Origin of the sequence: Neomelitea salexigens DSM 19753, from assembly GCF_000422345.1 — a bacterium.
Lineage (GTDB): Bacteria > Pseudomonadota > Gammaproteobacteria > Pseudomonadales > Spongiibacteraceae > Spongiibacter > Spongiibacter marinus_A.
In genome coordinates this window covers 23,127-47,114 of the sequence record NZ_AULP01000014.1, presented here as the reverse complement: position 1 = coordinate 47,114, position 23,988 = coordinate 23,127, and the positions used below count along the sequence as shown (strand labels likewise).

22 protein-coding genes and 1 pseudogene are annotated in these 23,988 nt (G+C 56.0%); 8 read left to right on the top strand and 15 right to left on the bottom strand.

Annotated features, from left to right (window positions below; all coding sequences use genetic code 11):
* The first annotated feature begins 67 nt into the window (after window positions 1-67).
* The 5 genes from H573_RS0114990 (at window position 68) to H573_RS0114965 (ending at window position 6,382) form a co-directional block, all read left to right on the top strand.
* Window positions 68-787 carry a spermidine synthase gene (locus H573_RS0114990; RefSeq protein WP_234701882.1) on the top strand — a complete coding sequence of 240 codons (720 nt, stop codon included), beginning with the start codon at window positions 68-70 and terminating at the stop codon, window positions 785-787.
* A gap of 20 nt (window positions 788-807) precedes the next feature.
* A complete protein-coding gene (locus H573_RS0114985) occupies window positions 808-1,242 on the top strand; it encodes an SRPBCC domain-containing protein (RefSeq protein ID WP_036256989.1) in 435 nt (144 codons plus the stop codon).
* Between the two features lie 141 nt (window positions 1,243-1,383).
* Entirely contained in the window at window positions 1,384-2,745 is a 1,362-nt protein-coding gene (gene glmU, locus H573_RS0114980) for a bifunctional UDP-N-acetylglucosamine diphosphorylase/glucosamine-1-phosphate N-acetyltransferase GlmU (protein WP_027874982.1), read from the top strand.
* Between the two features lie 26 nt (window positions 2,746-2,771).
* Window positions 2,772-4,601, top strand: a complete 1,830-nt coding sequence (glmS, locus tag H573_RS0114975) for a glutamine--fructose-6-phosphate transaminase (isomerizing) (protein ID WP_027874981.1) — start codon at window positions 2,772-2,774, stop codon at window positions 4,599-4,601.
* Window positions 4,602-5,200: 599 nt separating this feature from the next.
* Complete coding sequence (locus H573_RS0114965) at window positions 5,201-6,382, top strand: acetyl-CoA C-acyltransferase family protein (protein WP_027874979.1); 1,182 nt, start codon at window positions 5,201-5,203, stop codon at window positions 6,380-6,382.
* A gap of 104 nt (window positions 6,383-6,486) precedes the next feature.
* Here H573_RS0114965 and arsB read toward each other — a convergent pair whose 3' ends face one another.
* The 5 genes and pseudogenes from arsB to H573_RS19795 form a co-directional block, all read right to left on the bottom strand.
* The gene (gene arsB, locus H573_RS0114960) at window positions 6,487-7,506 is read right to left on the bottom strand and encodes an ACR3 family arsenite efflux transporter (protein ID WP_027874978.1); all 1,020 of its coding nucleotides are present in this window, start codon (window positions 7,504-7,506) and stop codon (window positions 6,487-6,489) included.
* 34 nt (window positions 7,507-7,540) lie between these two features.
* Window positions 7,541-8,260: an arsenical resistance protein ArsH gene (arsH, locus tag H573_RS0114955; RefSeq protein WP_027874977.1), complete on the bottom strand. Its 720-nt coding sequence runs from the start codon at window positions 8,258-8,260 to the stop codon at window positions 7,541-7,543.
* Window positions 8,260-8,724, bottom strand: a complete 465-nt coding sequence (locus H573_RS0114950; protein ID WP_027874976.1) for an arsenate reductase ArsC — start codon at window positions 8,722-8,724, stop codon at window positions 8,260-8,262. The genes arsH and H573_RS0114950 overlap by 1 nt, the downstream gene beginning before the upstream one ends.
* A 16-nt stretch (window positions 8,725-8,740) precedes the next feature.
* The gene (locus tag H573_RS19800) at window positions 8,741-9,001 is read right to left on the bottom strand and encodes a metalloregulator ArsR/SmtB family transcription factor (protein ID WP_234701881.1); all 261 of its coding nucleotides are present in this window, start codon (window positions 8,999-9,001) and stop codon (window positions 8,741-8,743) included.
* A 99-nt stretch (window positions 9,002-9,100) separates the two neighbouring features.
* A pseudogene (locus H573_RS19795) lies at window positions 9,101-9,469 on the bottom strand (arsenate reductase ArsC); the annotation flags it as partial.
* Between the two features lie 449 nt (window positions 9,470-9,918).
* Between H573_RS19795 and H573_RS0114940 the strand changes: the two are divergent.
* Together H573_RS0114940 and H573_RS0114935 are read left to right on the top strand one after the other, a co-directional pair.
* A complete protein-coding gene (locus tag H573_RS0114940; RefSeq protein WP_027874974.1) occupies window positions 9,919-12,333 on the top strand; it encodes a TonB-dependent receptor in 2,415 nt (804 codons plus the stop codon).
* Between the two features lie 242 nt (window positions 12,334-12,575).
* The gene (locus H573_RS0114935) at window positions 12,576-13,433 is read left to right on the top strand and encodes a TIGR03619 family F420-dependent LLM class oxidoreductase (RefSeq protein ID WP_027874973.1); all 858 of its coding nucleotides are present in this window, start codon (window positions 12,576-12,578) and stop codon (window positions 13,431-13,433) included.
* Between the two features lie 119 nt (window positions 13,434-13,552).
* Here the strand turns inward: H573_RS0114935 and H573_RS18490 are convergent, their stop codons facing one another.
* Genes H573_RS18490 through H573_RS0114920 form a run of 3 tightly spaced genes read right to left on the bottom strand, consistent with a single transcriptional unit; the run spans window position 13,553 to window position 17,274 of the window.
* Window positions 13,553-15,325: a monovalent cation:proton antiporter-2 (CPA2) family protein gene (locus H573_RS18490; protein WP_051171355.1), complete on the bottom strand. Its 1,773-nt coding sequence runs from the start codon at window positions 15,323-15,325 to the stop codon at window positions 13,553-13,555.
* Window positions 15,326-15,361: 36 nt separating this feature from the next.
* Window positions 15,362-16,612: an ABC transporter permease gene (locus H573_RS0114925; RefSeq protein ID WP_027874972.1), complete on the bottom strand. Its 1,251-nt coding sequence runs from the start codon at window positions 16,610-16,612 to the stop codon at window positions 15,362-15,364.
* Complete coding sequence (locus H573_RS0114920; RefSeq protein ID WP_234701879.1) at window positions 16,612-17,274, bottom strand: ABC transporter ATP-binding protein; 663 nt, start codon at window positions 17,272-17,274, stop codon at window positions 16,612-16,614. The genes H573_RS0114925 and H573_RS0114920 overlap by 1 nt, the downstream gene beginning before the upstream one ends.
* Before the next feature lie 129 nt (window positions 17,275-17,403).
* On the opposite strand from H573_RS0114920, the gene H573_RS0114915 reads away from it, so the two are divergent.
* Complete coding sequence (locus H573_RS0114915) at window positions 17,404-17,976, top strand: DUF3299 domain-containing protein (protein ID WP_234701878.1); 573 nt, start codon at window positions 17,404-17,406, stop codon at window positions 17,974-17,976.
* On the opposite strand, the gene H573_RS0114910 is transcribed toward H573_RS0114915, so the two are convergent.
* Genes H573_RS0114910 through H573_RS18480 form a run of 7 tightly spaced genes read right to left on the bottom strand, consistent with a single transcriptional unit; the run spans window position 17,964 to window position 23,817 of the window.
* Window positions 17,964-19,001 (bottom strand): CobW family GTP-binding protein, encoded by a 1,038-nt coding sequence (locus tag H573_RS0114910; RefSeq protein ID WP_027874969.1) that lies wholly within the window; start codon window positions 18,999-19,001, stop codon window positions 17,964-17,966. The genes H573_RS0114915 and H573_RS0114910 overlap by 13 nt on opposite strands.
* A 36-nt stretch (window positions 19,002-19,037) precedes the next feature.
* Window positions 19,038-19,211 (bottom strand): SEC-C metal-binding domain-containing protein, encoded by a 174-nt coding sequence (locus tag H573_RS19405; RefSeq protein ID WP_084498105.1) that lies wholly within the window; start codon window positions 19,209-19,211, stop codon window positions 19,038-19,040.
* A 41-nt stretch (window positions 19,212-19,252) separates the two neighbouring features.
* The gene (hisI, locus tag H573_RS0114905) at window positions 19,253-19,666 is read right to left on the bottom strand and encodes a phosphoribosyl-AMP cyclohydrolase (protein WP_027874968.1); all 414 of its coding nucleotides are present in this window, start codon (window positions 19,664-19,666) and stop codon (window positions 19,253-19,255) included.
* A gap of 4 nt (window positions 19,667-19,670) precedes the next feature.
* A complete protein-coding gene (locus H573_RS0114900; RefSeq protein ID WP_027874967.1) occupies window positions 19,671-20,066 on the bottom strand; it encodes a MerC domain-containing protein in 396 nt (131 codons plus the stop codon).
* A 60-nt stretch (window positions 20,067-20,126) separates the two neighbouring features.
* Complete coding sequence (locus H573_RS19180) at window positions 20,127-20,645, bottom strand: ZrgA family zinc uptake protein (RefSeq protein WP_161624279.1); 519 nt, start codon at window positions 20,643-20,645, stop codon at window positions 20,127-20,129.
* Between the two features lie 33 nt (window positions 20,646-20,678).
* Window positions 20,679-23,120: a TonB-dependent receptor gene (locus H573_RS0114890; RefSeq protein WP_036256983.1), complete on the bottom strand. Its 2,442-nt coding sequence runs from the start codon at window positions 23,118-23,120 to the stop codon at window positions 20,679-20,681.
* Between the two features lie 43 nt (window positions 23,121-23,163).
* Window positions 23,164-23,817, bottom strand: coding sequence for a DUF1826 domain-containing protein (locus H573_RS18480; protein WP_051171353.1), 654 nt, complete (start codon window positions 23,815-23,817; stop codon window positions 23,164-23,166).
* Window positions 23,818-23,988: the final 171 nt, after the last annotated feature.

The window sequence follows — 23,988 nt, the reverse complement described above, 5'->3', positions numbered from 1 at the left end:
ACCAATATTGCGTATGATGGTCGGCGCACCGCAACAGACTGAATAAGGAAGCATCACCGTGTCGCTAATGTTTGAAGAAATCGACAGCCAGGACTCTGCCCTGGGTGAAATTTCCCTGCGTCGGCGGCGCATTCCCGCACTGGGTGAGCGCGATATTTACGAGGTAAAGCTGGGCGACGAGTTTCTGATGTCGAGCATGTTTTACGATGCCGAGGAAGCCCTGTCGACCCTGGGCTTAGCCGCTGTGCAGGGCGAAAACCTCAGCGTGGTGGTGGGCGGCCTGGGCCTTGGTTACACCGCCGTTAAAGCCCTGGAAGACGCGCGCATTGATGAGTTGTTTATCGTGGAGGCGCTGGACACGGTGATCGGCTGGCACCGCGATGAAAAAGTGCCGCTGGGTAAAATACTCAACGCCGATAGCCGCAACCACTATGTGCTGGGCAGCTTTTTTGAGCTGGCCACTCAGCCCGAGCTTGGCTTTGACCCGGCGGTGCCCGGCAAGCGTTTCGACGCCATATTATTGGATATCGATCACTCGCCGTCGGAGTTTCTCAACGCCGCCAACGCCGGTTTTTATACCACGCAAAACCTCTCCCTAATGGCTAGCCAGATCAAGCCCGGTGGCGTGTTTGCCATGTGGTCGCAAAATCTGCCCGACGCTGAATTTGAAGCGCTGCTCGGCAGCGTATTCGCCAGCGTGGCGTCCCATGTGGTGTCGTTTTACAACCCCTTCCAAAATACCGAGTCCACCAACTCAGTGTATGTGTGCACCGTGGCGGCCGAATAGTCGTTAACCAGGGCAGCAATATGTTTGAAATTCGCTTTACCGAAACCGTGGCGGCCCCGGCCGAAAAAGTCTGGCAGGTTCTACTCGATACCGCCCACTACGCCGAGTGGAATCCGTTTATCGTGGCCTGCGAATCCAGCTTTGTTGTGGGCGAGCCTATCGTCATGCAGGTACAACTGCTGCCTTCGCGCTGTATTTCGCAAACCGAAACTATCCTTGCGAACACGGCGGCTGAATACCTGGAGTACGGTATTCAATTGCCGCTGGGCTTGCTGTCCAGTTCGCGCCAGCACCGCCTAACCGCGTTGGATAACAACAGCTGCCGCTATGAATCGGTGTTTATCCTGCGCGGCGCATTGTCACCGCTGGTGCGCCTGTTATTGGGCAAGCACTTGGCGCGCGGCTTTCAGGGTATGACTCGCGGTCTGGTTCGCCGCGCTGAAGCACAGCGTTAACACAACCCGCTTTACCCACCCATGTTCGGCGGCAGTGGTCAGCTTTTCCATTTATAGCAAGTACTTACGTTCGCCACGCTGGTGGCGGTGGGCGGCATTCGTTACCATTCTCCTGTTGCCACGGTATTGAAGGGATCATCGGTGTCTTTAGAAGTCATTATCCTTGCAGCGGGTCAGGGTACTCGTATGCGTTCGGCCTTACCCAAAGTGTTGCACCCATTGGCGGGTAAGCCGATGTTGCAGCACGCCATTGATGCGGCTGCGCAAACTGATCCGGCCGCTATTCATGTGGTGGTGGGACACGGCGCCGAGCAAGTGAAGGCCGGGGTTTCGCACCCCAATTTACAGTGGGCCTTGCAGGCAGAGCAGAAGGGCACCGGCCACGCGGTGGCTCAGGGCTTGGCCGCGGTAGCCGAGGATGCCACGGTGTTGATTACCTACGGCGACGTGCCGCTGGTGCGCCCCGAAACCTTGCAGGCCATGGTTGCCCGCTGCCGCGACAACCTGGTGCTGCTCACCGCCACGCTGGACGACCCCACTGGTTATGGCCGCATTATTCGCAATGCCGACGGTGCGGTGCAGGCCATTGTTGAGCAAAAAGATGCCAGCCCCGAGCAATTGGCCGTTCGGGAAGTGAACACCGGCATGATGGCTCTGCCAGCCAAGTATTTACGGGAGTGGCTGCCTGCGCTGTCCGCCGACAATGCGCAGGGCGAGTACTACCTAACAGATATTATTGCCATGGCGGTGGCGGCGGGAGTTGCCGTTGACGTGGCTCAGCCCGAGGCGCTGTGGGAAGTGGAGGGCGTGAACAATCGCCTGCAACTCAATGCGCTGGAGCGCCAGTACCAGCGTTTGATCGCCGAGCAGTTAATGACTGACGGCGCGACTCTGGCCGATGCCCAACGTATTGATGTGCGCGGTGCGCTGACCATTGGTCAGGATGTCAGCATTGATGTGAACTGCGTGTTTGAAGGCGAGGTCAAGCTGGGTGATGGCGTCGAGATCGGCCCCAACTGTGTGATCAGCAACAGTCGCGTGGCGGCGGGTACGGTCATCAAGGCCAACTCGGTGTTAGAAGATGCGGTGGTCGGTCAGCAGTGCACCATTGGCCCCTTTGCGCGTTTGCGTCCTGGCACTGTGCTGGCCGATACGGCGCGCATTGGCAATTTTGTGGAAACCAAAAACGCGCAGGTGGGCGAGGGCAGCAAAATCAATCACCTCAGCTATGTTGGCGATGCCAGCCTTGGTGCGGGCGTAAATATTGGTGCGGGAACCATTACCTGCAACTATGATGGAGTGAACAAGTCGCGCACCGAGATTGGCGACGGCGCCTTTGTTGGCTCCAATACCGCGCTGGTCGCGCCGGTGTCGGTGGGCGAGGGCGCGACGGTGGCGGCGGGCTCAACCATCACCGGAAATGTCGCCGACGGCGAACTGGGCGTTGCCCGTGGCCGCCAACGCAATATCAAGGGCTGGAAGCGGCCCGTTAAAACATCCTGATCGCTACTATTTATTAGGGCTCGAATATGTGTGGAATCGTCGGTGCTGTTGCCCAACGAGAAGTTGCTGGAATTCTGCTAGAGGGCTTGCGTCGCCTGGAATACCGGGGCTACGACTCAGCCGGTATGGCGGTTATCTCAGCCAATGGCGACAACGACTGCCGCAAGCGTGTGGGTAAAGTCGAGGCGCTGGCACAGGCGCTGGGCGAGCAGCCGCTGCCGGGCCACACTGGCATTGCCCACACCCGCTGGGCCACCCACGGCGAACCCTCGGAAGCCAATGCCCACCCCCACAATTCCGGCAAGCTGTCGCTGGTACACAACGGCATTATCGAAAACCACGAAGCGCTGCGCAGTAAACTCAACGCGCTGGGCTATACCTTTTTATCGGCCACCGACACCGAAACCATCGTGCATTTGGTCCACCACTATTACCAACAGCAGCGCGACCTGCTCGGCGCGGTCAAGCTGGCGGTAACGGAGTTGGAGGGGGCCTATGGCCTGGCGGTTATCCACGCCGACCAACCCGACAAACTGGTGTGTGCGCGCAAGGGCAGCCCGCTGGTGATTGGCATGGGTATTGGCGAGAACTTTATCGCCTCTGACCAACTGGCGCTGCGCCAGGTGACCGATCGCTTTGTGTATCTGGAAGAGGGCGATATTGCCGAAGTGACCGTTGGTCACTACCGCATTTGGAATGCCGACTTGGAGCCGGTCACCCGCGACGTCAGCCAGATCGATACCGCGGCAGAATCCGCTGACAAGGGTCAATACCGCCACTACATGCTCAAGGAAATCTACGAGCAGCCCACCGTGATTCAGCGATCCTTGGCGGGGCGACTGGGCAGCAAAAAAGTATTGGCCGAAGCCATGGGGCCGCGAGCCCACGAAATTTTACAGTCGGTGTCCTCGGTGCAGATCGTGGCCTGCGGCACCAGCTACCACGCCGGTATGGTCGCCAAGTATTGGATCGAAGGCATCGCCGGTGTGCCTTGCCGGGTCGAAGTTGCCAGCGAGTTTCGCTACCGCAAATTCAAAGTGCAGGAAAACACCCTGTTCGTCACCATCAGCCAGTCCGGCGAAACGGCCGATACGCTGGCCGCCCTGCGGCTGGCCAAAACCCTTGGTTACAGCGCCAGCCTCACCATCTGCAATGTGGCGCTCAGCTCGCTGGTACGCGAGTCCGATCTCTATTTAATGACCGAGGCCGGCCCGGAAATCGGTGTGGCATCGACCAAGGCCTTCACCACCCAGTTGGTGGCACTGTTGCTGCTTACTGTGGCGCTGGGTCGCCACCACGACCTCACCGAAGAGGAAGAGCAAAGCATTGTTGCCGCCTTGCACCAACTGCCCGCTCGACTTGACGAAACCCTGACCCTGGATGCCGCGATCCAGCAAATGTCAGAAGCCTTTGCCGACAAGCACCACGCCTTATTCCTGGGGCGCGGTGCGCAGTGGCCGGTGGCGATGGAAGGCGCGCTTAAGCTGAAGGAAATTTCCTACATCCACGCCGAAAGTTATCCCGCTGGCGAGCTTAAACACGGCCCGCTGGCGCTGGTGGACAGCGATATGCCGGTTATCGCTGTGGCCCCCAACGACGAGCTGCTGGAAAAGCTGAAATCCAATCTTCAAGAAGTGCAGGCGCGCGGCGGACAGCTCTTTGTTTTCGCTGACAAAGCCGCCGGCTTTAGCCCCGAGCCCAGCTTGCAGATTATTGAGCTGCCCCATGTCAGCGATATCGTCGCACCGATTTTGTACACCATCCCCCTGCAACTGCTGAGCTACCATGTGGCGATTTTAAAAGGCACCGATGTCGATCAGCCGAGAAACCTCGCCAAGTCGGTAACGGTGGAGTAAGCGCCCTTAGCGGCGCTCTCGTTCACGGCGCGGTGACCCGGCCGTGCAGTGGGTTGGAGTCACACTGCTTTTTCATATTCACTAGGTGTTTTACAGGCCGCTATGAAAAGAAGATGCCCACATTGCAAAGAGACGTGCATCGCCCCGCAAGACTTTAAAGTGGGCGTCTTGCATCGCTGTCCACGCTGTCAGGCCGGGGTGGAAGTGGGGAGGTTTTATACGGTGGCGCTATCACTGGTTCTGGCGTTGCTCTGCGCTTACTTTTTCAGTGTGGGTAAGCCAGAGACCGGATTTTTACTCTTTGCCCTAATACTGTTCAGGGCGTTTTATTCAAAAGCGGTGGATGCCCTTTTTCTGCCCTTACAAAAAAGTGTGGATAAATAGCGTTTGGCCCACCGCCTAAGTTGTTGTTTTTCTGAGCGGCCTTGGCGTTGGTAGGCTGTATTCACCACAGTTAGATAAATACAATAAATGGTAGGGATTTCCTCTGTTTATTGTATTGATGTCGGTACTCGTTATAGTAGCGCCTACCTTGCGACGCCCTGGCGCAGTGCTGGTGGGGCCTGTACGCTACCGTTGACTAAACAGGAGAGAATTTCATGACCCAAGATGTTGTTGTATTGAGCGCGGCCCGTTCGGGCATTGGGACTTACGGTGGTGGCCTGAGCGGTATCGAGCCCCATGAGTTGGGCGGCCAGATTATGAAGGCGGCCATTGATCGCTCTTCTGTTGATCCTCAGAACATTAACTACGTGACAGTGGGTAATTGTATTCCCACTGACTCTCGCTATGCCTACGTGGCGCGTGTGGCGTCAATTCAGGCTGGCCTGCCAATGGATTCCGTGGCGATGGGTGTAAACCGCCTTTGTAGCTCGGGCCTGCAAGCCATTGTTACCACTGCGCAAAACATTATGTTGGGCGATTGCGACTACGGTATTGGCGGTGGTGTGGAAGTCATGTCGCGCAGCGCTTACTTGTCGCCCACCATGCGCAACGGTGCGCGCATGGGCAATGTGGAAATGCTCGACGCGATGACCTCGGCGTTGACCGACCCCTTCGGCGTTGGCCACATGGGTATTACCGCTGAAAATCTGGCAGACAAATGGGAGATCAGCCGCGAAGAGCAAGACGCCTTTGCCGCCGAGTCTCACCGTCGCGCGGCCGCTGCCATTGAAGCGGGTTACTTCAAAGAGCAAATCGCGCCGGTGACGCTGAAAACCCGCAAGGGTGAAGTGGTATTCGATACCGACGAGCACGTGAAGCCTGGCACTACCACAGAAACACTGGGCAAGCTCCGCCCCGCCTTTAAAAAGGATGGCACCGTAACTGCTGGCAATGCTTCAGGCCTGAACGATGGCGCTGCCTTTATGGTATTGGCCTCTGCACAAGCTGCTGAGAAAGCGGGTCAGAAGCCCATCGCGCGTATGGTGTCTTACGCGGTAGCGGGTGTGCCTAACCATATTATGGGTGAAGGCCCGATTCCGGCATCGACGAAAGCGCTGGCCAAGGCTGGTTTGTCGATTGCCGATATGGACGTGATCGAATCTAACGAAGCCTTCGCTGCGCAGGCCCTGGCAGTGGCTAAAGGTCTGGATCTGGATTTGAGCAAGACCAACCCCAACGGTGGTGCCATTGCACTGGGTCACCCAGTCGGCTGCTCTGGCGCGTTCATTGCCACTAAGGCGATCTACGAACTGCAGCGCACTGGCGGTAAATATGCGCTGGTCACCATGTGTATTGGTGGTGGTCAGGGTATCGCGGTTATCTTCGAGCGCGTATAAGCCTTTCAACACCGGCGGCTGCAATAGCCGCCGGTGAATTCTGTACTCATTTCTCTCCGTTCAGTTTCCCCAACACTTTTTATCTGCGAGCAAAGCGCGTTGTCTTAGTGCGCAAACCAGTGGCGGGTGCGATTCGCAAACCACACTAGCGACAGCATTACCGGCACTTCTACTAACACCCCAACCACTGTGGCGAGGGCGGCACCAGAATGCAGGCCAAACAGTGAGATAGCCACGGCCACTGCCAGCTCGAAGAAGTTGGAGGTGCCAATCATGCAGGCGGGGGCGGCGACATTGTGCGGCAACTTTAATTGCTTGGCGGCAAAGTAGGCGATGGCAAAGATGCCGTAGGTTTGTATCAGCAGGGGAACAGCGATTAACGCGATCACCAGAGGTTTGGCGATAATGGTTTCTGCCTGAAAACCAAACAGCAGTACCACGGTTGCCAGCAGGCCGATAATCGACCAGGGTTTTAGCGTGGCAACAAAGTTATTCAGGCGGCTGTGGTCATTGGCGCTGTCCAGGCGGTGACGGGTAATGGCGCCGGCGATCAGCGGTAGTACCACATACAGCACCACCGACAGCAGCAGCGTTTCCCAAGGCACTTGAATATCGCTGATGCCAAGTAAAAACGCGGTAATCGGCGCGAAGGCGAAGATCATAATAATGTCGTTGATCGATACCTGCACCAGGGTGTAGTTGGCGTCACCTTTGGTGAGCTGACTCCAGACAAATACCATCGCGGTGCAGGGCGCAACGCCGAGTAAAATCATCCCGGCGATGTACTCCCCGGCGGACTGAGGGTCTACCCAGTCAGCAAATATCACCTTGAAAAACAGCCAGCCCAGCATAGCCATGGTAAAGGGCTTGATGAGCCAGTTAACGGTGAGTGTTAGTAGCAGACCCTTGGGTTTTTTACCCACGTCTTTTAGTGAGGCGAAGTCGATCTGAATCATCATTGGGTAGATCATCAGCCAGATCAGCACCGCCACCACCAGGTTAACGTGGGCAAGCTCCAGGGCGGCAACCTGTGCAAATACTCCGGGGATGGTATTGCCCACCACAACACCGGCGGCAATACACAGCCCAACCCAAAGCGAAAGATAGCGCTCAAAAAATCCCATGATTTGTCTCTCTTGATTACAACTTAATTGCGGCTTAAATAGAGCGTTGGTTAACGCGTTCCATTAATTTTTCGGCGCTTTCCACGCGCTCGGAATAGCGGTCGACCAGGTAGGCGCTGTTATCGCGGGTGAGCAGGGTAAATTTCATTAGCTCCTCCATGACATCCACAATGCGGTTGTAATAGCTGGAGGGCTTCATGCGGTTATTGTCGTCGAACTCGAGAAAGGCCTTGGCCACCGATGACTGGTTGGGGATGGTGATCATCCGCATCCAGCGGCCCAGCACCCGCAGTTGATTCACCACATTAAAAGACTGGGAGCCACCTTCCACCTGCATCACCGCCAGGGTTTTGCCTTGGGTGGGGCGCACCGCGCCCTGTGAGAGCGGGATCCAGTCGATCTGCGCCTTCATAATGCCGGTCATCGCGCCGTGGCGTTCGGGAGAGCACCACACTTGCCCCTCCGACCAGATGGCCAGTTCACGCAGCTCTTTCACCTTGGGGTGATTCTCGTCAGCGCCGTCAGGCAGTGGCAGGCCCTCGGGGTTGAAGATACGCACTTCGCCGCCCATATGGCTAAGCAGTCGCGCGCATTCTTCGACCACTAAGCGGCTAAAGGAGCGCTCGCGCAGCGAGCCATACAGCAGAAGAAAACGCGGCTTGTGGCGGGAATAGTTCGCATTAAATTGCGCTGTGCTCGGACTGGCGAACTGGCTGTCGTCCACATTGGGCAGAGACATATCATCAAGACTCATTACTTTGCTCCCAGGTCTGCCAACGCGGCCGCCCACTCAGATTTGTCGAGGGTGGCAATGGTTTTGAGCGCCGCTACGCGCTCACTGATCAGCGCAATGCTGGCGCGGAATGCCGCGTCAATCTCTTCCTCTGTGCCAGTGAGTTTCGACGGGTCTTCCAGGCCCCAGTGCACTTTCAATGCCTTGCCGAACCACAGCGGGCAGGACTCACCAGCGGCCGAATCGCAAACGGTAACCACCAGGTCGGGGGCAAAGCTCTCCAGCTCGTTCCAGGACTGGCTCTGTAGGCCGCTGGTATCAATACCGGCGGCGCGCAGGGCTTTTAGTGAGTTGGGGTGCACTTCACCAGCGGGCTGGCTGCCGGCACTGCGGGCCTCGATAAGGTCGCTGGCAAGGTGGCGAGTGATCGCCTCGGAGAGGATGCTGCGACAGCGGTTGTGGGTGCAGATATATAAAATTTTCATAGTAGCCTCGTGGCAATTAGCTCTGGGAAGACAGCTCTTCCAGGCGGCTTTTTAGGTAGTTGGCATTGTTGCTGAGGGTGACCTTGAGTATGTCGTGGGCCCACTCAGGCAGTGCCGGATGCAGTTGGTAGTACACCCATTGCCCCTGCCGACGGTCCTGAAGAATGCCGCGCTTTCGCAGCTGCGCGAGATGACGGGAGATCTTGGGTTGCGACTCGTTAAGCGCTTCCATCAGGTCGCACACGCAGAGCTCGCCACGATCGGTAATTAACAGCATCGACAGCAAACGGGTGTCATCCGCCAAGGCCTTAAAAAAGTCCACCGGACTGAGCGGCGGTGCGCTGACCGTTTTGCTGTTCACCAATAAAAACAGCCGAATGCGTTCGCTGATTTCCTGCAGGGTGTGAGCGAAGGCCTGGGGCTGGTCGCTGGCTTTTGGGTCTGGAAAATCCCAGGCCATGACAACACCAGCGCCTGGCCACTGCTGACAGGCATTGTGCGCCTTGTCGCAGAGCGTAATGACATAGTCAAAATGCTGATCGGCGAAGTCCTCCACTGGCTTTGACGACAGCCCAGCCGTGGACACTCCAGCCTCGGCGAGGGTGGACAGCGTTCTCGGATCGATGGCCTGCGGCGCAGTGCCAGCACTAAAGACCTCTGTGCCTTCGACTGCCTGGTGGCGAAGCACCGCTTCGGCCATTTGCGAGCGCACGGAATTCCCCGTGCACAGAAACAGTACTTTCATGGGAATCTCAAGTTGAGAGATGACGTGGTCATATACTAACAACTATATATATGAAATTCCATATATATAGTTTGGCGAATTTGAGCGGTCAGTTTTCGGCACAAGTTTTTGGTTCAGGAAGAGGCAAATAAGAGTTGAATAGTTGAACCAGTCGAAGACGGGGGAAAATTATTTTTATAAATTCGCCTTAACTTGGGTGTTTTCCTTTTGCGTAGTACGACTCGGTTACAGTGCAGTAACTCGAGTTTTCGTGATAAAAGCCCGCCATTTCGCACTAGTTCACGATTGTTAGCGTCTGCTATTACTCAGCACTTTTGCTATCGCTGCGGTAACTACGTATCCCATCAGGGGTTACAGATTATTAACTTGTGCGCCGCTGCAAAAGCAAAAATCCATAAAAATTAAAAGTTTAACAACCCACTGACAAAATACTGGCAGGGAGAGTGAAAGTGAAATCTAACGAAAATGATAAGGGATGGTTGTCGCTAGTGGCATTGCTGGCCGCGCCAATGGCCGTGGCACAACCCGGCGACACCCAGCGTTACGCATTGGAAGAGGTTGTCGTCACGGCGCAGAAAAAAGCCGAGTCACTGCAAGACGCGCCCATTTCGCTAACCGCGTTTGGCCAACAAGCACTGGAAAACAAGGGCATCAACAGCCTTGCTGATATCGGTGCCAATGTGCCGAGCATGAGTATTGAACCCTTCCCCATTAACAATGCGACCCTGCGTATTTTTATTCGTGGTATCGGTATTTCCGATGCGCAAATCACCCAAGATCCGCCGGTGGGCATCTACATGGACGGTGTGTACATCGCTCGCTCTACAGGCACCGCGCTGGACGTAGCCGACCTGGAGCGCATCGAGATTTTGCGTGGCCCACAGGGCACACTCTATGGCCGCAACACGACCGGTGGCGCCATCAACCTGGTTAGCAAGCGACCGAATACCGACGCCTTCGAATTCGAGCAAAAATTCACTGTGGGTGATCGCTACCTGCTTACCTCGAAAACCTCTGCCAATATTCCGATCACCGATACCCTGGCAGCGAAGTTGGCCTTCTTGCATACCGAGCAAGATGGCTTTGTGGAGAACACGGGGCCGGGTGGCGATTTTGGCGATCGCAAAGTCCAGGGCTACCGCATGGATGTGCGTTGGGATATCAACGACAGTCTGACCCTGGACTACGCCTACGACCATTCGGAGCTGGATTACTACAACTCCATGTATCAGTCGGTGACTCCGCCTCTGGGTGATAAGGGGCAGGCTGAGCCGATAAAAGAGCACGCCGCGGAGCAAAGTGTATTCAGTAAAAAACGCTTGGACTCACTCGCAACCGGTATGCCGCTGGAAGAGTCCAATACCGAAATCACCGGCCATGCCATCACGCTGACGGCGAATTTTGATGCCGGCGAGTTTAAGTACATTGGTGCCTACCGCGAGCTTAGCGACTCCTCCTACGCAGATCTTGGCGGAGGTGCGGGCTCTACGGAATTCCGTTTGGACAGCCACGGCTACGACGGCCAGGCAACCGACAAGGTAAACGGCGGCCCAACGGATCTGGTAAAACCGCTGGTTACCCAGCGCCAGCGTTCCCACGAGCTACAATTTAGCGGTGATGCGGCTGATGGCCGTGTAGAGTTTTTGACCGGCGCTTATTACTTCAGCGAATCGGCCATTGAAGACAACTCGCCGTTACACCATCAGCTAAGCGCTGATGCACGCGTGCCCGGTGTGCCTTTCCGTACGCATGCGGTTAACTTGCTGTCGCAGCATTACAAGATCGACAACGAAGCGCTGGCGCTGTTTGGTCAGGCCACCTGGACACCGGCCATCATGGAGGATCGCCTGCACCTGACCTTCGGTGCGCGCCACTCCCGTGACAAGCGCGCGGCAGTTAAGAACCAAACCGACCTGAATATTATTGAGCTGTACGGTTTGGTAATGGATTTGCCTTGGGGCACCATTGATGAGACCGACCCCTCGCGTCAGTTCGACAACGTAAAAGCGGAGAAGGATTTCACCGATAACTCGTTCAGCTTTGTTGCCGAGTATGACCTGAGCGACACCGTGAATATCTACGGCAAAATCAACGAGGCCTATAAGAGCGGCGGCTTTAACACCCGCGATCCGCAGCGCGACGGCAATCAGGGGCCAGCCAGCGATGGCGTGAATTACGGCTTTGGTTTTGCCGAAGGCTTTGATGAAGAAAAAGTGCGATCAATGGAGCTGGGTATTAAGAGCGAGCTGATGGATCGCCGCCTGCGGATTAACGCCGATATCTTCCGCAGCGTATACAGCGATATGCAGCTGAACTTTATTCTGGCGGGCACCGTCGCGGACACCAAGATCACCAACGCCGGTGAAGCGGAAATGCAGGGCTTTGAAGCCGATATCACCTTCATGGCAACACGCAATCTGCTGCTGATGCTCAACTACGCCTACCTGGATGCCGAGGTGACTAAAGCCAAAGACGTATCGGGTAAAGATGTGAGTGACGAGTTTGTCTTCTTCGCGGCGCCGGAGCAGTCCTATACCGCGGCGGCGGATTGGACACTGGCCGATGCCGACTGGGGCCGCACCTCGTTGAACCTGAGCTACAACTACATGGATGAGCGCAACGGCGGTTCGCGGGCAGAGAATGTGAAAAACACTCGCCTGGAAGCCTACGGTGTGTGGAATGCGCGCTTCGGTGTGAGCGACATGCCCTTTGCGGGTGGCAACCTCAGTGTTGCGGCCTGGGGTAAAAACCTCACCGACGAGGAGTACGCGATTACTGCCATCGACAATCAGCCGCAATCCGACCGCTCGGTATTGTGGGGCGAGCCACGCAGCTATGGCCTCGACCTGATTTACCGCTACTAATCTCCCACCCATCACCCTTCGCCGCCTGCGGGCGGCTTTTTTATGCCTTGGTGAAACGCAGCCGTGTGGCAGTTTAAGAATCTGCGCCCCCGGCGTATTTCGGCGCTGCAAGGCCCTTAAAGGTTTGACGGTCTTCACCATCGAAAATACAGTGCCGTAAGCAGATCAGGAATGGCCGCCCATACCCGAGCTCCATAGCTGAGCTCAATAATAGCTGCGCCAAATAATAATGGAGAATTGCGATGCAACTAGGCTTTACCTCAATGAACACCGTGCACGACCAACGCCCAGCGGAGTTGGCGCGCATTGTGGAAGATGCCGGCTTTGACTCACTTTGGTATGGCGAGCACAGTCATATTCCCATGTCGCGGAAAACGCCCTATCCGCCCGGTGGTGAGTTGCCCGAACCCTACAAAGAAATGATGGACCCCTATATTTCTTTAATGGAAGCCGCTTCAGCGACCACAACGCTAAAGCTGGGTACTGGCATCGCCTTGCTTATGGAGCGCGAATTGCTCTCCCAGGCCAAAACCATTGCCACTCTGGATAGGTTGTCGGGTGGCCGTGTGATTATTGGCACCGGGGTTGGTTGGAACGAAGAGGAATTTACCAACGCCACCTCACTGCCCTGGAAGAAACGCTACAGCGGCTTGCGCGAAACCGTTCAAGCGACACGCGCCTTGTTTCGCGATCCCGCGCCGGAATATCACGGCGACATGATTGACTTCGATCCCGTGTGGTTTGAGCCCAAGCCCGTGCAGGCGGGCGGCCCGAAGTTTCTGTTCGGCGCGATGGGGCCGCTGGGCATTAAACACGCTGCCGAATGGGCCGATGGTTGGATGCCGGTGGATGTGGTGATGCCTGATGTCGGTGAGGGTATTGCCCAATTTCGCCAAGCCGTGCGCGACAACGGCCGCGACCCCGATCAAATAGACATCACCATGGTGGCCATGGGCGAGCTTAGTGTCGATTTGCTGAAGCGCTATCGCGATATGGGCATCAGCCGCGTGAACATCGGTGTGGGCATGGAAAACTGGAACAAGCCGGAAATTGTTATGCCGATGATTAGCAAGTTCTCAAAGATCATTCCGCAGCTGTAAAGATCAGCTATTTTTGAAGGCCACCTATCAAAGCGTTCTGATTTGCTGGCCCTCGAACTTCACGCTAGTTGCCACCACTGCCAACGACCTGTCAGCGAAATTCGTTGCCGGTGTTTCGTTCAGTCCAGTTTCAGCGGCTCTGGCTGCACCGGTTTAATATGCAGCTTGTCGCTTCCCGCCATAATGCCGTCCTCCACTTGCTGGCGGAGTCGATCCAAGTCTAGGCGTCGTATGTCGGTGATAATTCGGTTGGCGAGGGTTTCGTCGGTGCCCATACCAATCAGCGTTTGTCGACTAAGAGCCAGTGCTGACTCAAAGCACTCGCGCACACTGAAGTCAGCTTTCAACGCGTTCAACTCGATGGAGTGCAGACGATCATAGGAGCGCACATAGATCTGCGCCTCTGGGTTCTCCTTTTTTACGAGTTCCACTATGCGGCTATTGCACTGAGGGTCGTCGGTGGCGACAACAACGGCTTTTACGTTCGCTATGCCCGCTGCCCGAAGAATTTCTCTGCGGTTGCCATCGCCGAAATGCACACGAAAACCAAAGCGCTGGGCGTCTTCAATACGGCGAGTATTATTATCAAGAGTAATGACCTGAAGGCCGTTGGCAAATAGCGGTTGCGACACTATCTGACCAAAGCGCCCAAACCCGATAACCAGGATACTACCAACGGCATCTGAGTAATCCTCTTCGGGGTCACTGCCTTTCTGCTGGCGAAGCATTCGCGGTAGTAATTTGTCTGTCAGTCCAGACAGCGCCATTGATACAGAAATAATACTGATAAGAATCGATGTTAGTTCCGCGCCAAGCAGGCCTGTCCCCGCGGCTGCAGCGAATAACACGAAGCCGAATTCACCGTGTTGAGACAAGCCCAGAGCCGTTCGCACTGAGGTGTTGTGCTCGTTACCAAACAAGCGTGTTATCGCATAAAGAGCAATCGCTTTTAGCATCATTGCCAAGGGCGCTGCGGCGACAATAATTAGCGCGTTATCCAGGATGGTTTGAATATCCAGGGACAGCCCTACTGCCATAAAAAACAACCCTAAAAACAGACCGCGAAACGGTTCAATATCGGCCTCGATTTCGTGGCGATAGGAGGACTCCGCCAACATGACGCCGGCGATAAAGCTACCCATCGCATAGGACATACCCGCTACATCCATAAGTAGGGCTGCGGCGATGACAATACCGAGCGCCGTAGCGGTCATAATTTCTGGAACGCCCGACTTGGATAGCAAGCTGAACATTGGGCTAAGTAAATAACGGCCAGCCAATATGAGCAGGATAATTGCCACTAGCGCGACTCCTACATTTGTCGCGCTGTCGGCAAGGCTGAGAGATTCATCGGTGGGCGCGAGAAGCGTCGCCAATAGGAGTAAAGGCACAATGGCCAGGTCTTGAAAAAGCAGAATACTAAAAGACTTGCGGCCGTGGAGGGTGTTGCGTTCGCGGCGCTCATCAAGTTGTGTCATCACGATGGCGGTCGATGATAGCGCTAGCCCTAGCCCGACTATGAGCGCAGCGCTGGGAGCGATGCCGAACAGTGCCGCAGCAGTGGCCAATAGTGCCCCGCATCCCAACATTTGAGCGAGGCCGAGGCCAAAAATATCGCTGCGCATTTGCCACAGTGTTTGTGGCTTGAGCTCTAAACCAATGACGAATAGGAAGAGTACGACACCAAACTCAGAAAAATGCAGCAGCTCTTCCGGGTGCTCAGAAAAATTGCCGGCGTAAGCGAGATTTACCACGATGCCTGCGAGCAGATAACCGAGAATGGTGCCCAGGCCTAGCTTTTTCATGAGGGGTGTAAAAAGACACGCCGCCGCAATGAGTGACAGGGTTTGCCAGAAGAGTAGCTCGAGGTGACTGGGCTCATAGTCGATCATGGGCGAATCCTGTAATAGTCTGCGGCGTAAGCTACCCTAGCGGCACAGCTGCTGGTGCAGGGCGCGGCGATAGGCGCTGATGCCGGGAATCAGCGCAATAATGGCGGTGCTTAATAGTAATAGCGCTAATACGATAGCGGCGGGTTTTGCCAGTAGCGCATAGTCGATAAACAAACTGAATTTCTCTGCCAGTAGCGGCGCGGCCAGCGCGGTAGTCGCCGTCAACGCACCGCTTGCCAGCACAAAACCGCTCAGCGCAATCAGCGTGGCCTCGCCTTCAATTAATAGCAGCAAAAACCACGGCGGCGCGCCAATAGCGCGCATAACGGCAATTTCCTGCTGGCGCTCGCGAATGCTGGCAAGCAGCATCGCCGCCAGGCCAAGCAGCGCAGCAAAAAACACCAGCGCGGAAATCAGCCGCAGGGTATTTTCCATCACCGACATTAACTGCCAGAGCTGACTGAGGGTTACCCCGGGCAAAATGGCCAGCAGTGGCTCCGTTTGAAAGCCATTAATTTGTCGCTGTAGCGAGAAGGTGGCCATTTTAGATTGCAGCCCCACCATAAAGGCGGTGATGCTCTCGGGGGGCAGGTCAACATGCTGCGGTGAGTGATGTGCATTCAGGTGGCGGGGCAATTGAACACCGTTTTGCCAGCCCAGATGAATTGCTTCGATCCCTTCGAGGCTAACGGTCAGCGTTTGGTCTACGGGGGTGCCGGTGGCCTTTAGAATGCCCACCACGGTAAAGGGCTTGTCGCTGTGTTTGCTGAAACTGGTGCGACCGAGACCATGGGCCAGAACAACCTTGTCGCCAAGCGTGTAACCCAATTTTTTAGCGACCTCACTGCCTAGCACCAGATCGAAGGTGTCGGCAAAGGCACTGCCTTCTGCAAAAGTCAGCGGCTGTTTTTGGCCGTAGCGAAAGTGCTGAAAGTAGTCGCTGCTGGTGCCCATAACCCGATAGCCTTTGTGTGAGTCTCCCTGCGCGATGGGAATGCTCCAGGCCACTTCGGGCTTGTCGGCAATCTGCCGATAGCTTTCCCAGGAAATAGTGTTGGTGGCGTTGCCGAGGTGGAACACCGAGTAAAGAAGAAGGTTGATGTCGCCGGTGCGCGCACCCACGATAAGATCAATGCCGGAAACCGTATTATAAAAGCTGCTTTTCGCCTGGCCGCGTACCAGCTCCACGCCCAGCAATACGAATACGCTAACGGAGATGGCCAATAGGGTAAGCAGGGCTGACCCTTTTCGATTCCACAAACTGGCGATGGCGAGGCGTACTAGCATTACAGTGCAACCTCGGCGCGGTTGATATCGAGCAGCGACTCCACGCGATCAAAGGGTTTGGCCAAACGCGGGTCGTGACTGACAAAAATCAGCGCGGTATCGCCCTCGCTCAATTGCTCCATTAATAGCCCCATAAACTTATCGGCATTTTTTTTATCCAGCGCCGAGGTGGGCTCGTCCACAATTAATAGCTCGGGCTGGTTGATTAGCGCCCGAGCTATGGCAATGCGTTGTTGCTGACCAATACTCAGGCGGCCCGTGGCGCGGTGCTGATCGGACTCCGCCAAACCCAGTGCGGCCAGCAACGCTTTGGCGCGGGTGGTGGTGTTTTTGTTGCCGGCAAAATGCCCGGCAAGCTTGATATTGTCTACCGCACTAAGAAAGGGAATGAGATTAAACTGTTGAAAGACCACACCGATATGTTTGGCGCGCAGCGTATCGCGTTGGCGGCTGCTAAGTTGTGCGGTGTTGTTACCGAGTATCTCGATGCGGCCCTGGCTCGGTAATAATACGCCGGCGATCAGATTTAGCAGGGTCGACTTGCCAGTACCGGAGGGGCCGTGCAGGAACACCTGCTCACCGCTGGCGAGTTGCCAGTGAGGAATATTAAGAATGGTGGCGTGATCGGCGCGGTAGTGAAAACGCAGATCGTCAATCGTCACGAGCAAGGCCTGACTCCGGTTCTGATCGTTTGGCAAACTATGATATAACATTTCTTTTGTGAGATATCTCGCCACATTGGCCTGCGGTTGCCGCGCACTGCGCGGCCGGGGCCGAGCTTCGGAGTTACTTTGATAAACACCTTGATAAAGATGCTCGCGGCGCTACTGCTGCTGCCCGGGTTGTTGGCGCCCAATGCCGCTCTGGCGAAGGACTACCGCACCATAGAATGGACGGATCTCATGACAGCGGACGATCTGGATGCGCTGCTGAACCCGCCTGAGTATCTCAATGAGATTGAAGACGGCTCCGAAGAAGACCGGATTGCCAGCCAAGTGTATTCAGCGGTTAAGCAGGCGAATGACAGTGCCTATCAGCGTGCGCTCAGCTCGACCAGGGTTCGGCCGGAATTTGATGGTCAGTCACTGCGGGTGCCGGGGTTTATCGTGCCCCTTGAATTTGGCGCCACGGAAAAACACGTAACGCGCTTTTTCTTAGTCCCGTATTTTGGCGCCTGTATTCACGTACCGCCGCCCCCGCCGAATCAAATTATCTATGCCGAGTACGACAAGGGTTTTGTCCTGGAGTCGCTTTACGATCCGTATTGGATCTCCGGCCTACTGACGACCAGCCTCACCGAGAACGACACCGCGACCTCCGCTTACTCGATAAAGGTCGAAAGGGTGGCGCCCTATACTGAGTAAAGCGTTGACGGGGCCTGCTCAATAACGCAGTTCAACAGCGCGGCTTCCATGCCCTCAAATACGGCTGGGTCGGCGCTAATGCATTCCACGCGGCTGTCCATACATTCATCAAGCGGCACCTCTGTTAGTACGTCGTCGGCTTTGTTGTAGGCGGTGATACCTCGGTCAGTAATAAACACGCCTTTTAGGCGCTCCGCGTTAATACCCAGCAGCAAGTCATAAAGCTGCTGACTGTTGAAGGTCCACTCCGGCTTGAATATCCAGCCGCGACTAAAGAAGCCCTCGCCCTGATTGTCGATACTGAGATAGCCCGCCTCGGGTATTTCCGGGTCGATAACCGCCGCTTCGGCTTCATGGTGATGATGGTGGTGATGGGGGAGCTGATGTTCGCGGGCCGGCGCTGCCAGCCATTCCAGCGCCAATTCACCGTGGCTCACTTGAAAGACCGACTTCGCGTCCAGCCCGATGTCTGCTTCAAGAAAGCTCAACAGGGCAGGAAAGTCCTCGGCCTGGTATTGGTCGGCCTTGTTGGCAACAATCACGTCGGCAATCGCTAATTGCTGTAAAAATGTCGGGTGCTGGGTGTAGCGTTCATCACTGACTTTGCGCGCATCTACCAGGGTGACAGTGGCGCGAAGATCGAGCAGGTCTTTATAGTGGTCGGCAGACAACACCGCCAACACCTCTTTGGGGTGGCCGAGGCCGGTGGGCTCGATAATGAGTCGATGGGGACGAGAGCGGGACAGCAGTCGATTCATCGCGATCTGCATGGGCAGCCCCGCTGCACAACACATACAGCCGCCGGGTACTTCGCTGATGAATACACCGGAGTCCTCCGACTCGCGGCCGCCTAATACACTGCCGTCGATACCGATTTCACCAAATTCATTGACCAGTACCGCCCAGCGTTCATCGGCGGGTTTTTGCTGAAGCAAATGAAGAATGGCGGTGGACTTGCCCACGCCGAGAAAGCCAGTAATGACATTCGTGGGGATAGCGCTCAGTTTTTCTTTGCGGGAACTCATTACATACCTTTATGGCGGGTTATCATCGGGCCGTCGCTACAAAGACCGACCGCAGCATTTTTTGAATTTACGTCCATTGCCGCAGGGGCAGGGGTCGTTGCGGCCAACCTTGGGTTGGGCGCGGCGGCTGGGTTGGCTGGGGCAGCAGCTACTAGTGCTGCAGCAAGATTGCGCGTTGGCCCCGTTGGGGGAGTTAGTTTGCGTGTTCATACGTTGCTCCCGTTATGAGTGGTTTTTGCAGCGGGAAAGTCTTACTCACCATCGAGAGTGACGCTATTTCTGTGGCGATCAACAGATAAATAAAAACAGTTGGATCGGCCGGTATGACAGGCGGGGCCGACTTGCTCAACGTCGCACAGCAGGGTGTCTCCGTCGCAATCGATGCGCAGCTTGACCAGGCGCTGGTGATTGCCACTGGTTTCGCCCTTGCGCCAAAGCTGAGCGCGTGAGCGCGACCAGTAAGTGACGTTGCCGCTTGCCAAGGTGTGCTCTAACGCCTCGCGATTCATCCAGGCCATCATCAACACCTCGCGGCTGACGTGATCCTGGGCGATCACCGGCAGCAAGCCATCGCGGTTAAACGATAGCTCTGCCAATAAGGTGTCCAGCGGAAACTCAGTGCCTTTGGCAGAGTTCTCAATAGACCGAAAATAGCGGTTCTCCATCAGTTTACTCGCAGGGGCAGTTCTGTTGCTGGCAGAGTCGATGATTTATCCAGTGCCCGACAGCAATAAGTGACGCGCCCAGTAGCGATGCCAGTTTTTCCCCGGTTTCGCCCAGTAGGTCGTGGCCCCACAGCGCGGTGAAGGAAAGAATCAACAAGCCGGGAATACCCCAGCGCAAGGTGCTGAAATTGTGATGCCGACGGCAGCCAAGGCCAAGCGCCACCACACTGATCGGCAACACGGCGATAAGTAGCCATTGGTGGAAGGCTTCGCTGGCAAAACCGGAGGCAGCCAGCGTTGGTGCCATTACCAGTGCTACAGGTAATAACAGGCAATGTATGGCGCAAAATAAAGAAAGGCCAATGGCCGTTTTATCCAAGCTGACAGCGGGTGTCTTCACATGGTCTCCAAAATCACGGGTAGAGGTATTTCGTATTCCCTCGCCACATCGTAGGTGGGGCTACTTAAATACAATGTGTTGTTGGTTGTGGTTTATGTTGGCCGCTCCCTGACGATGATTCAGTACCCACTGAGCGTTCAGCGAATGTATGCTGGGAAAGACGCGTTGGATGCTGGTAGAAAGCGACTGCAATGTCCCTGCGCGCTTGCACTGATATACATAGCTTGCGACAACATCGTTGTGACGCTGATGGGCGCTGTCGTTTGACGAGCCCGCGATGTCGATCGACACCGTTGCGAGTTGGCAAGCCCCGCCTTCTAAGCGAAAAAGTGAACCGCTGTCAGACAGTTTTGCCCGCGCTTGCTCGGCGGCCTGCAAGTAGTCGGCGTGCTCTACCGGGTGTTCAAATCCTAAGATGTTCAGCGCTGGCGAGCGCAGCTCAATGCTCAGCATTTCGCCATCTTGTAGTAGTTGCAGTTCCGCCACGCCGTGAACGTGGGCACGGTGATGCTGTGCATGGAGCGGACTAGCCGATAGGGCGCAGGCAGCAATGGCGAGATACGGGGTGTATCTCGCCACGCGTGTTGCTAACCGGGAGCCCCTTGGCCTCACTTAGAAGCTACCCCGAACGCCGAGGCTAAAGCCGCGCCCTGGCAGTGGTGCGCGATCCTTCAGGAAGGAGGAGTGCACGCGCGCTTCTTCGTCGGTCAGGTTGTTGCCTTTCACGTAGACGGTGACATCGCCGGGGTATACCGCGAAGGTATAGGCGAGCTCCGCATCGATTATGGTGTAGGCGTCGGTTACGGTTTCCAGTTCCGCGATCTGATCTTGCTGCAGGTAGCGTGTGGCGCTGATCGCGGCATCCCAACCATTGCTGCTGTAGGCCAACTGGCTGCCGAGTCGCGCGGGCGGAATGCGGGGCAGGTCACCGCCGTCGTCGAGTTCGCCCCAGGTGCGGTCTGCCCATAGGCTCAGTTTAAAGGGAGATGCGAGTTGCCATGCCAGCTGAGCTTCCATGCCGTAGAGCGTCGCATCGGCCTGCTCGAATACGTAGAGGGGCAAGCCACCGTGGTCGTGGTCATGCTCGTCTTCGGCACCGGCGTCGTGTTCTTCATGCTCATGACCTTCAATATCTTCACTGCTCAGGCCGGTGTTGCGCTCGTAGTAAAAATTCTCCACCTGGTTGTAGAACACGTTTAATACCCAAGCGACATTCCCGGTGTGCTTACGCAGGCTGAGGTCGATATTGTTAGAAATTTCCTCCTCAGCGCTGTCGCTATAGTGGAAGTGTGGCTCATCGCCCTCGTGCAAGCGCAGCAGGGCGCCCACTTCAAAATTGCCGCTAGCGATATGCGGCCCATATGAGAATAACTCCGCTGCACTGGGTGCGCGTTGGGCATGGGTAAGCGAGATACCAGCGTTGTAATCGGGCGCGAAGTCCCAGACCACTCCTGCTGAAAAACTGTAGGGGGTGAACTCAAGGTCGTCGAAGTGCAGCAGCTCGTCGCCATGCTCTTCTGGCATCGCTTCTTCGCTGTGGTGATGCTCCTCCCACTCAATGGGGTCTGCCTCTATGCTGACCTGCTCGACGCGTGCGCCCAATTGCCAGAGGAAGTTGCCAATGTGCTTTTCTTGCATCACCGAAATGGCAAAACTGTCGGTGCGGCTCGGTGGGGTAAAGGCTTCTTCGCCGATCGCCTCGAAGTCAGTACTTTTGGCTTCAAATGACAGTGCGCCTTTCCAGCCGGAAAACTCCTGCAACAATAAATCGATGCGGGCTTGCAGGGTTTCATTCTTAAATATCGTGCCGGTTTCGCCGTCTTCAATTTCCGCGTGCTGATAGTCGGTGTAGCCAAGGCGGGTGTTAATACCGCTCAGCAGCGCGTTGTCCAACGACAGCTCGCTGATCAGCTGCCAGCGATCTTGTGTAAGGTCGGAGAGCACGCCTTCTTCCTCGTGGTGCTCTTCGTTATGGTGCTCGTCTTCGTGAGCGTCTTCATGGCCTTCCTCTTCGTGCTCGCCATGACTGTGGCCGGGTACGCCATTCAGGCGCTCAAGGCGACCGTAGGAAACACCCACATAGCCGTTGTCCAGCAGTAAGCTACCACCAATATTGAAGCCCTCGCTCTCTGATGCGCTGTTTTCAAGCACACCTTCGCGGTGCTCCTCGTGACCTTCTTCCTCGTGCTCTTCTTCGGTTTCCAGAACAGCGATGCCGGGAATCTCGTAGTCGTTGCCCTCGCGCCAGAAGCCATCAACATGAAAAGCGAAGAACGCATTGCCGCCAGTGAAGGCCAGAGATGCCTCGTTTTCGTCGGCGACGGTATTGTGGCCAAGTGAAAAGGCGCCGGTCGGCTCGCTGGAGGAGGGCACGCGATCATCGACGATGTTGACGACGCCGCCTATGGCTCCAGAGCCGTAAAACAAGGTGGCAGGGCCGCGCAGAATTTCAATTTGCTGGGCGGTCATCGCCTCAGTAGCCACGACATGGTCCGGGCCAACCCGGGATGCGTCGCTGACATCCAGGCTGTTCTGGGTAATCAAAACGCGGGGGCCATTAAGGCCGCGAATAATCGGGGTGCTGGATACCGGGCCGAAGTAGCTGGAGTGAACACCCACTTCGTTTTTAAGCGTTTCGCCGAGGGTGGAAGCCTGTTTGCGACGCAGCTCTTCACCGCTAACCACGGTAACCGGCTGAGCGGATTCCATCACCGAGATATGCAGGGGCAGGCCGACGACATCGACTTGTTCTATGGGGGAGCGCCGCAGGGTGATGGTCAGCTCGTCGCTGCCGGCATCCAGGTGCAGAGTCTGGTGACTGAAGCCGGGGGCAGTGATATGAATTTCTTCGGGAAGCCCCGCACCCGTTTCCAAATTAAAGCGGCCATCGGCAGACGTGCTGGCGGTTTGTTTGCCACCCACCGCATCAATGGTTGCCCCGTAGACAGGGTTACCCTGGGTATCGCTGACCTGGCCGGTCAACGCATGGGCGGCGCTGGACAGCGCCAGCCCCGAAATACCGATCAGGGTGCAGTGCCCCAAAACTACTTTCATTGTCCGCTCCTATTGGTATTGGGTTTTGCCTGTATGTTCAGGCTTATAAAAAGTCGAGAGTTAACAGTAATCGCTGTTGGCCCGGCGCGACGGCGGGTGAACGGTGAACCAGGCCAGCGCCTTCGTTCCCCTCCCAGTTTTCGCCTTTTAGCAGGGCCACATGGTGTGTTTGCAAGGTATTGATGTCGCTTGCCGCGGGATACAAACCGCTATCGGCTTCGCTGAAGCCGCGGCTACCCGCGCCCAATTTTCTGCGGTCTACGCAGTGGTGTGGCAGCCATTGGGTGCCGGGGCCGCTGTAGCTGGTTACCAGCCGACAAGCCACGTTGTCGGTGTGGAACTTGGGGCACATTTTGCCGTTCAGCGGGGTGAGTCGCAGGCCGACGGCGTCCAGTTCAAATAGCAGGCTAAACATATCGGCCAGAAGTTGGATGTCGCTGCTTAATGCCGGATACGCTTGCAATACCGGCTCGGCCTCGCTCAGTGTACCGAGCTGGCTTGTTGGCAACGAGAGGCTGCAGCCGCGAAAGCGGCCTTCTGTTAGTAAGGCGTCGCACTCGGTGCTCAGCGCCGGGCTAACGGCGCGCTGCCAAACCGCCATATTGACGTCGGCTCGGTAGATATCGCCGAATATTTCCGCGCTGTCTCCGGTTACGGTGTATACCTCGGGCATCGATGTTTGCAGTGGAATAGCCATATTATCGCGCCTCCGCAGTGGTCACGCCTATCAGCCTGTTGCCGTCACCCATTGTTTTCGTCGTGGTGTTCTGCAACGCCGGACAAACAAAACGGGTTCTGCCAGTGAGTAATTCGGACAAAATGATATGTTATAACATGTCTAAAGAAAAGAGGGAGGTGACATTTCCCA

What these genes read in the sequence shown, in the direction of transcription:
- H573_RS0114890 (WP_036256983.1), bottom strand. Translation starts at nt 23,120, where the DNA reads ATGAAAGTAGTTTTGGGGCACTGCACCCTGATCGGTATTTCGGGGCTG.
- arsB (WP_027874978.1), bottom strand. Translation starts at nt 7,506, where the DNA reads ATGGGATTTTTTGAGCGCTATCTTTCGCTTTGGGTTGGGCTGTGTATT.
- H573_RS0114925 (WP_027874972.1), bottom strand. Translation starts at nt 16,612, where the DNA reads ATGCTAGTACGCCTCGCCATCGCCAGTTTGTGGAATCGAAAAGGGTCA.
- H573_RS18480 (WP_051171353.1), bottom strand. Translation starts at nt 23,817, where the DNA reads ATGGCTATTCCACTGCAAACATCGATGCCCGAGGTATACACCGTAACC.
- H573_RS0114950 (WP_027874976.1), bottom strand. Translation starts at nt 8,724, where the DNA reads ATGAAAATTTTATATATCTGCACCCACAACCGCTGTCGCAGCATCCTC.
- H573_RS0114935 (WP_027874973.1), top strand. Translation starts at nt 12,576, where the DNA reads ATGCAACTAGGCTTTACCTCAATGAACACCGTGCACGACCAACGCCCA.
- H573_RS18490 (WP_051171355.1), bottom strand. Translation starts at nt 15,325, where the DNA reads ATGATCGACTATGAGCCCAGTCACCTCGAGCTACTCTTCTGGCAAACC.
- arsH (WP_027874977.1), bottom strand. Translation starts at nt 8,260, where the DNA reads ATGAGTCTTGATGATATGTCTCTGCCCAATGTGGACGACAGCCAGTTC.
- hisI (WP_027874968.1), bottom strand. Translation starts at nt 19,666, where the DNA reads ATGGAGAACCGCTATTTTCGGTCTATTGAGAACTCTGCCAAAGGCACT.
- H573_RS19405 (WP_084498105.1), bottom strand. Translation starts at nt 19,211, where the DNA reads ATGAACACGCAAACTAACTCCCCCAACGGGGCCAACGCGCAATCTTGC.
- glmS (WP_027874981.1), top strand. Translation starts at nt 2,772, where the DNA reads ATGTGTGGAATCGTCGGTGCTGTTGCCCAACGAGAAGTTGCTGGAATT.
- H573_RS0114910 (WP_027874969.1), bottom strand. Translation starts at nt 19,001, where the DNA reads ATGAGTTCCCGCAAAGAAAAACTGAGCGCTATCCCCACGAATGTCATT.
- H573_RS0114985 (WP_036256989.1), top strand. Translation starts at nt 808, where the DNA reads ATGTTTGAAATTCGCTTTACCGAAACCGTGGCGGCCCCGGCCGAAAAA.
- H573_RS0114990 (WP_234701882.1), top strand. Translation starts at nt 68, where the DNA reads ATGTTTGAAGAAATCGACAGCCAGGACTCTGCCCTGGGTGAAATTTCC.
- H573_RS19800 (WP_234701881.1), bottom strand. Translation starts at nt 9,001, where the DNA reads ATGCTGTTAATTACCGATCGTGGCGAGCTCTGCGTGTGCGACCTGATG.
- H573_RS0114965 (WP_027874979.1), top strand. Translation starts at nt 5,201, where the DNA reads ATGACCCAAGATGTTGTTGTATTGAGCGCGGCCCGTTCGGGCATTGGG.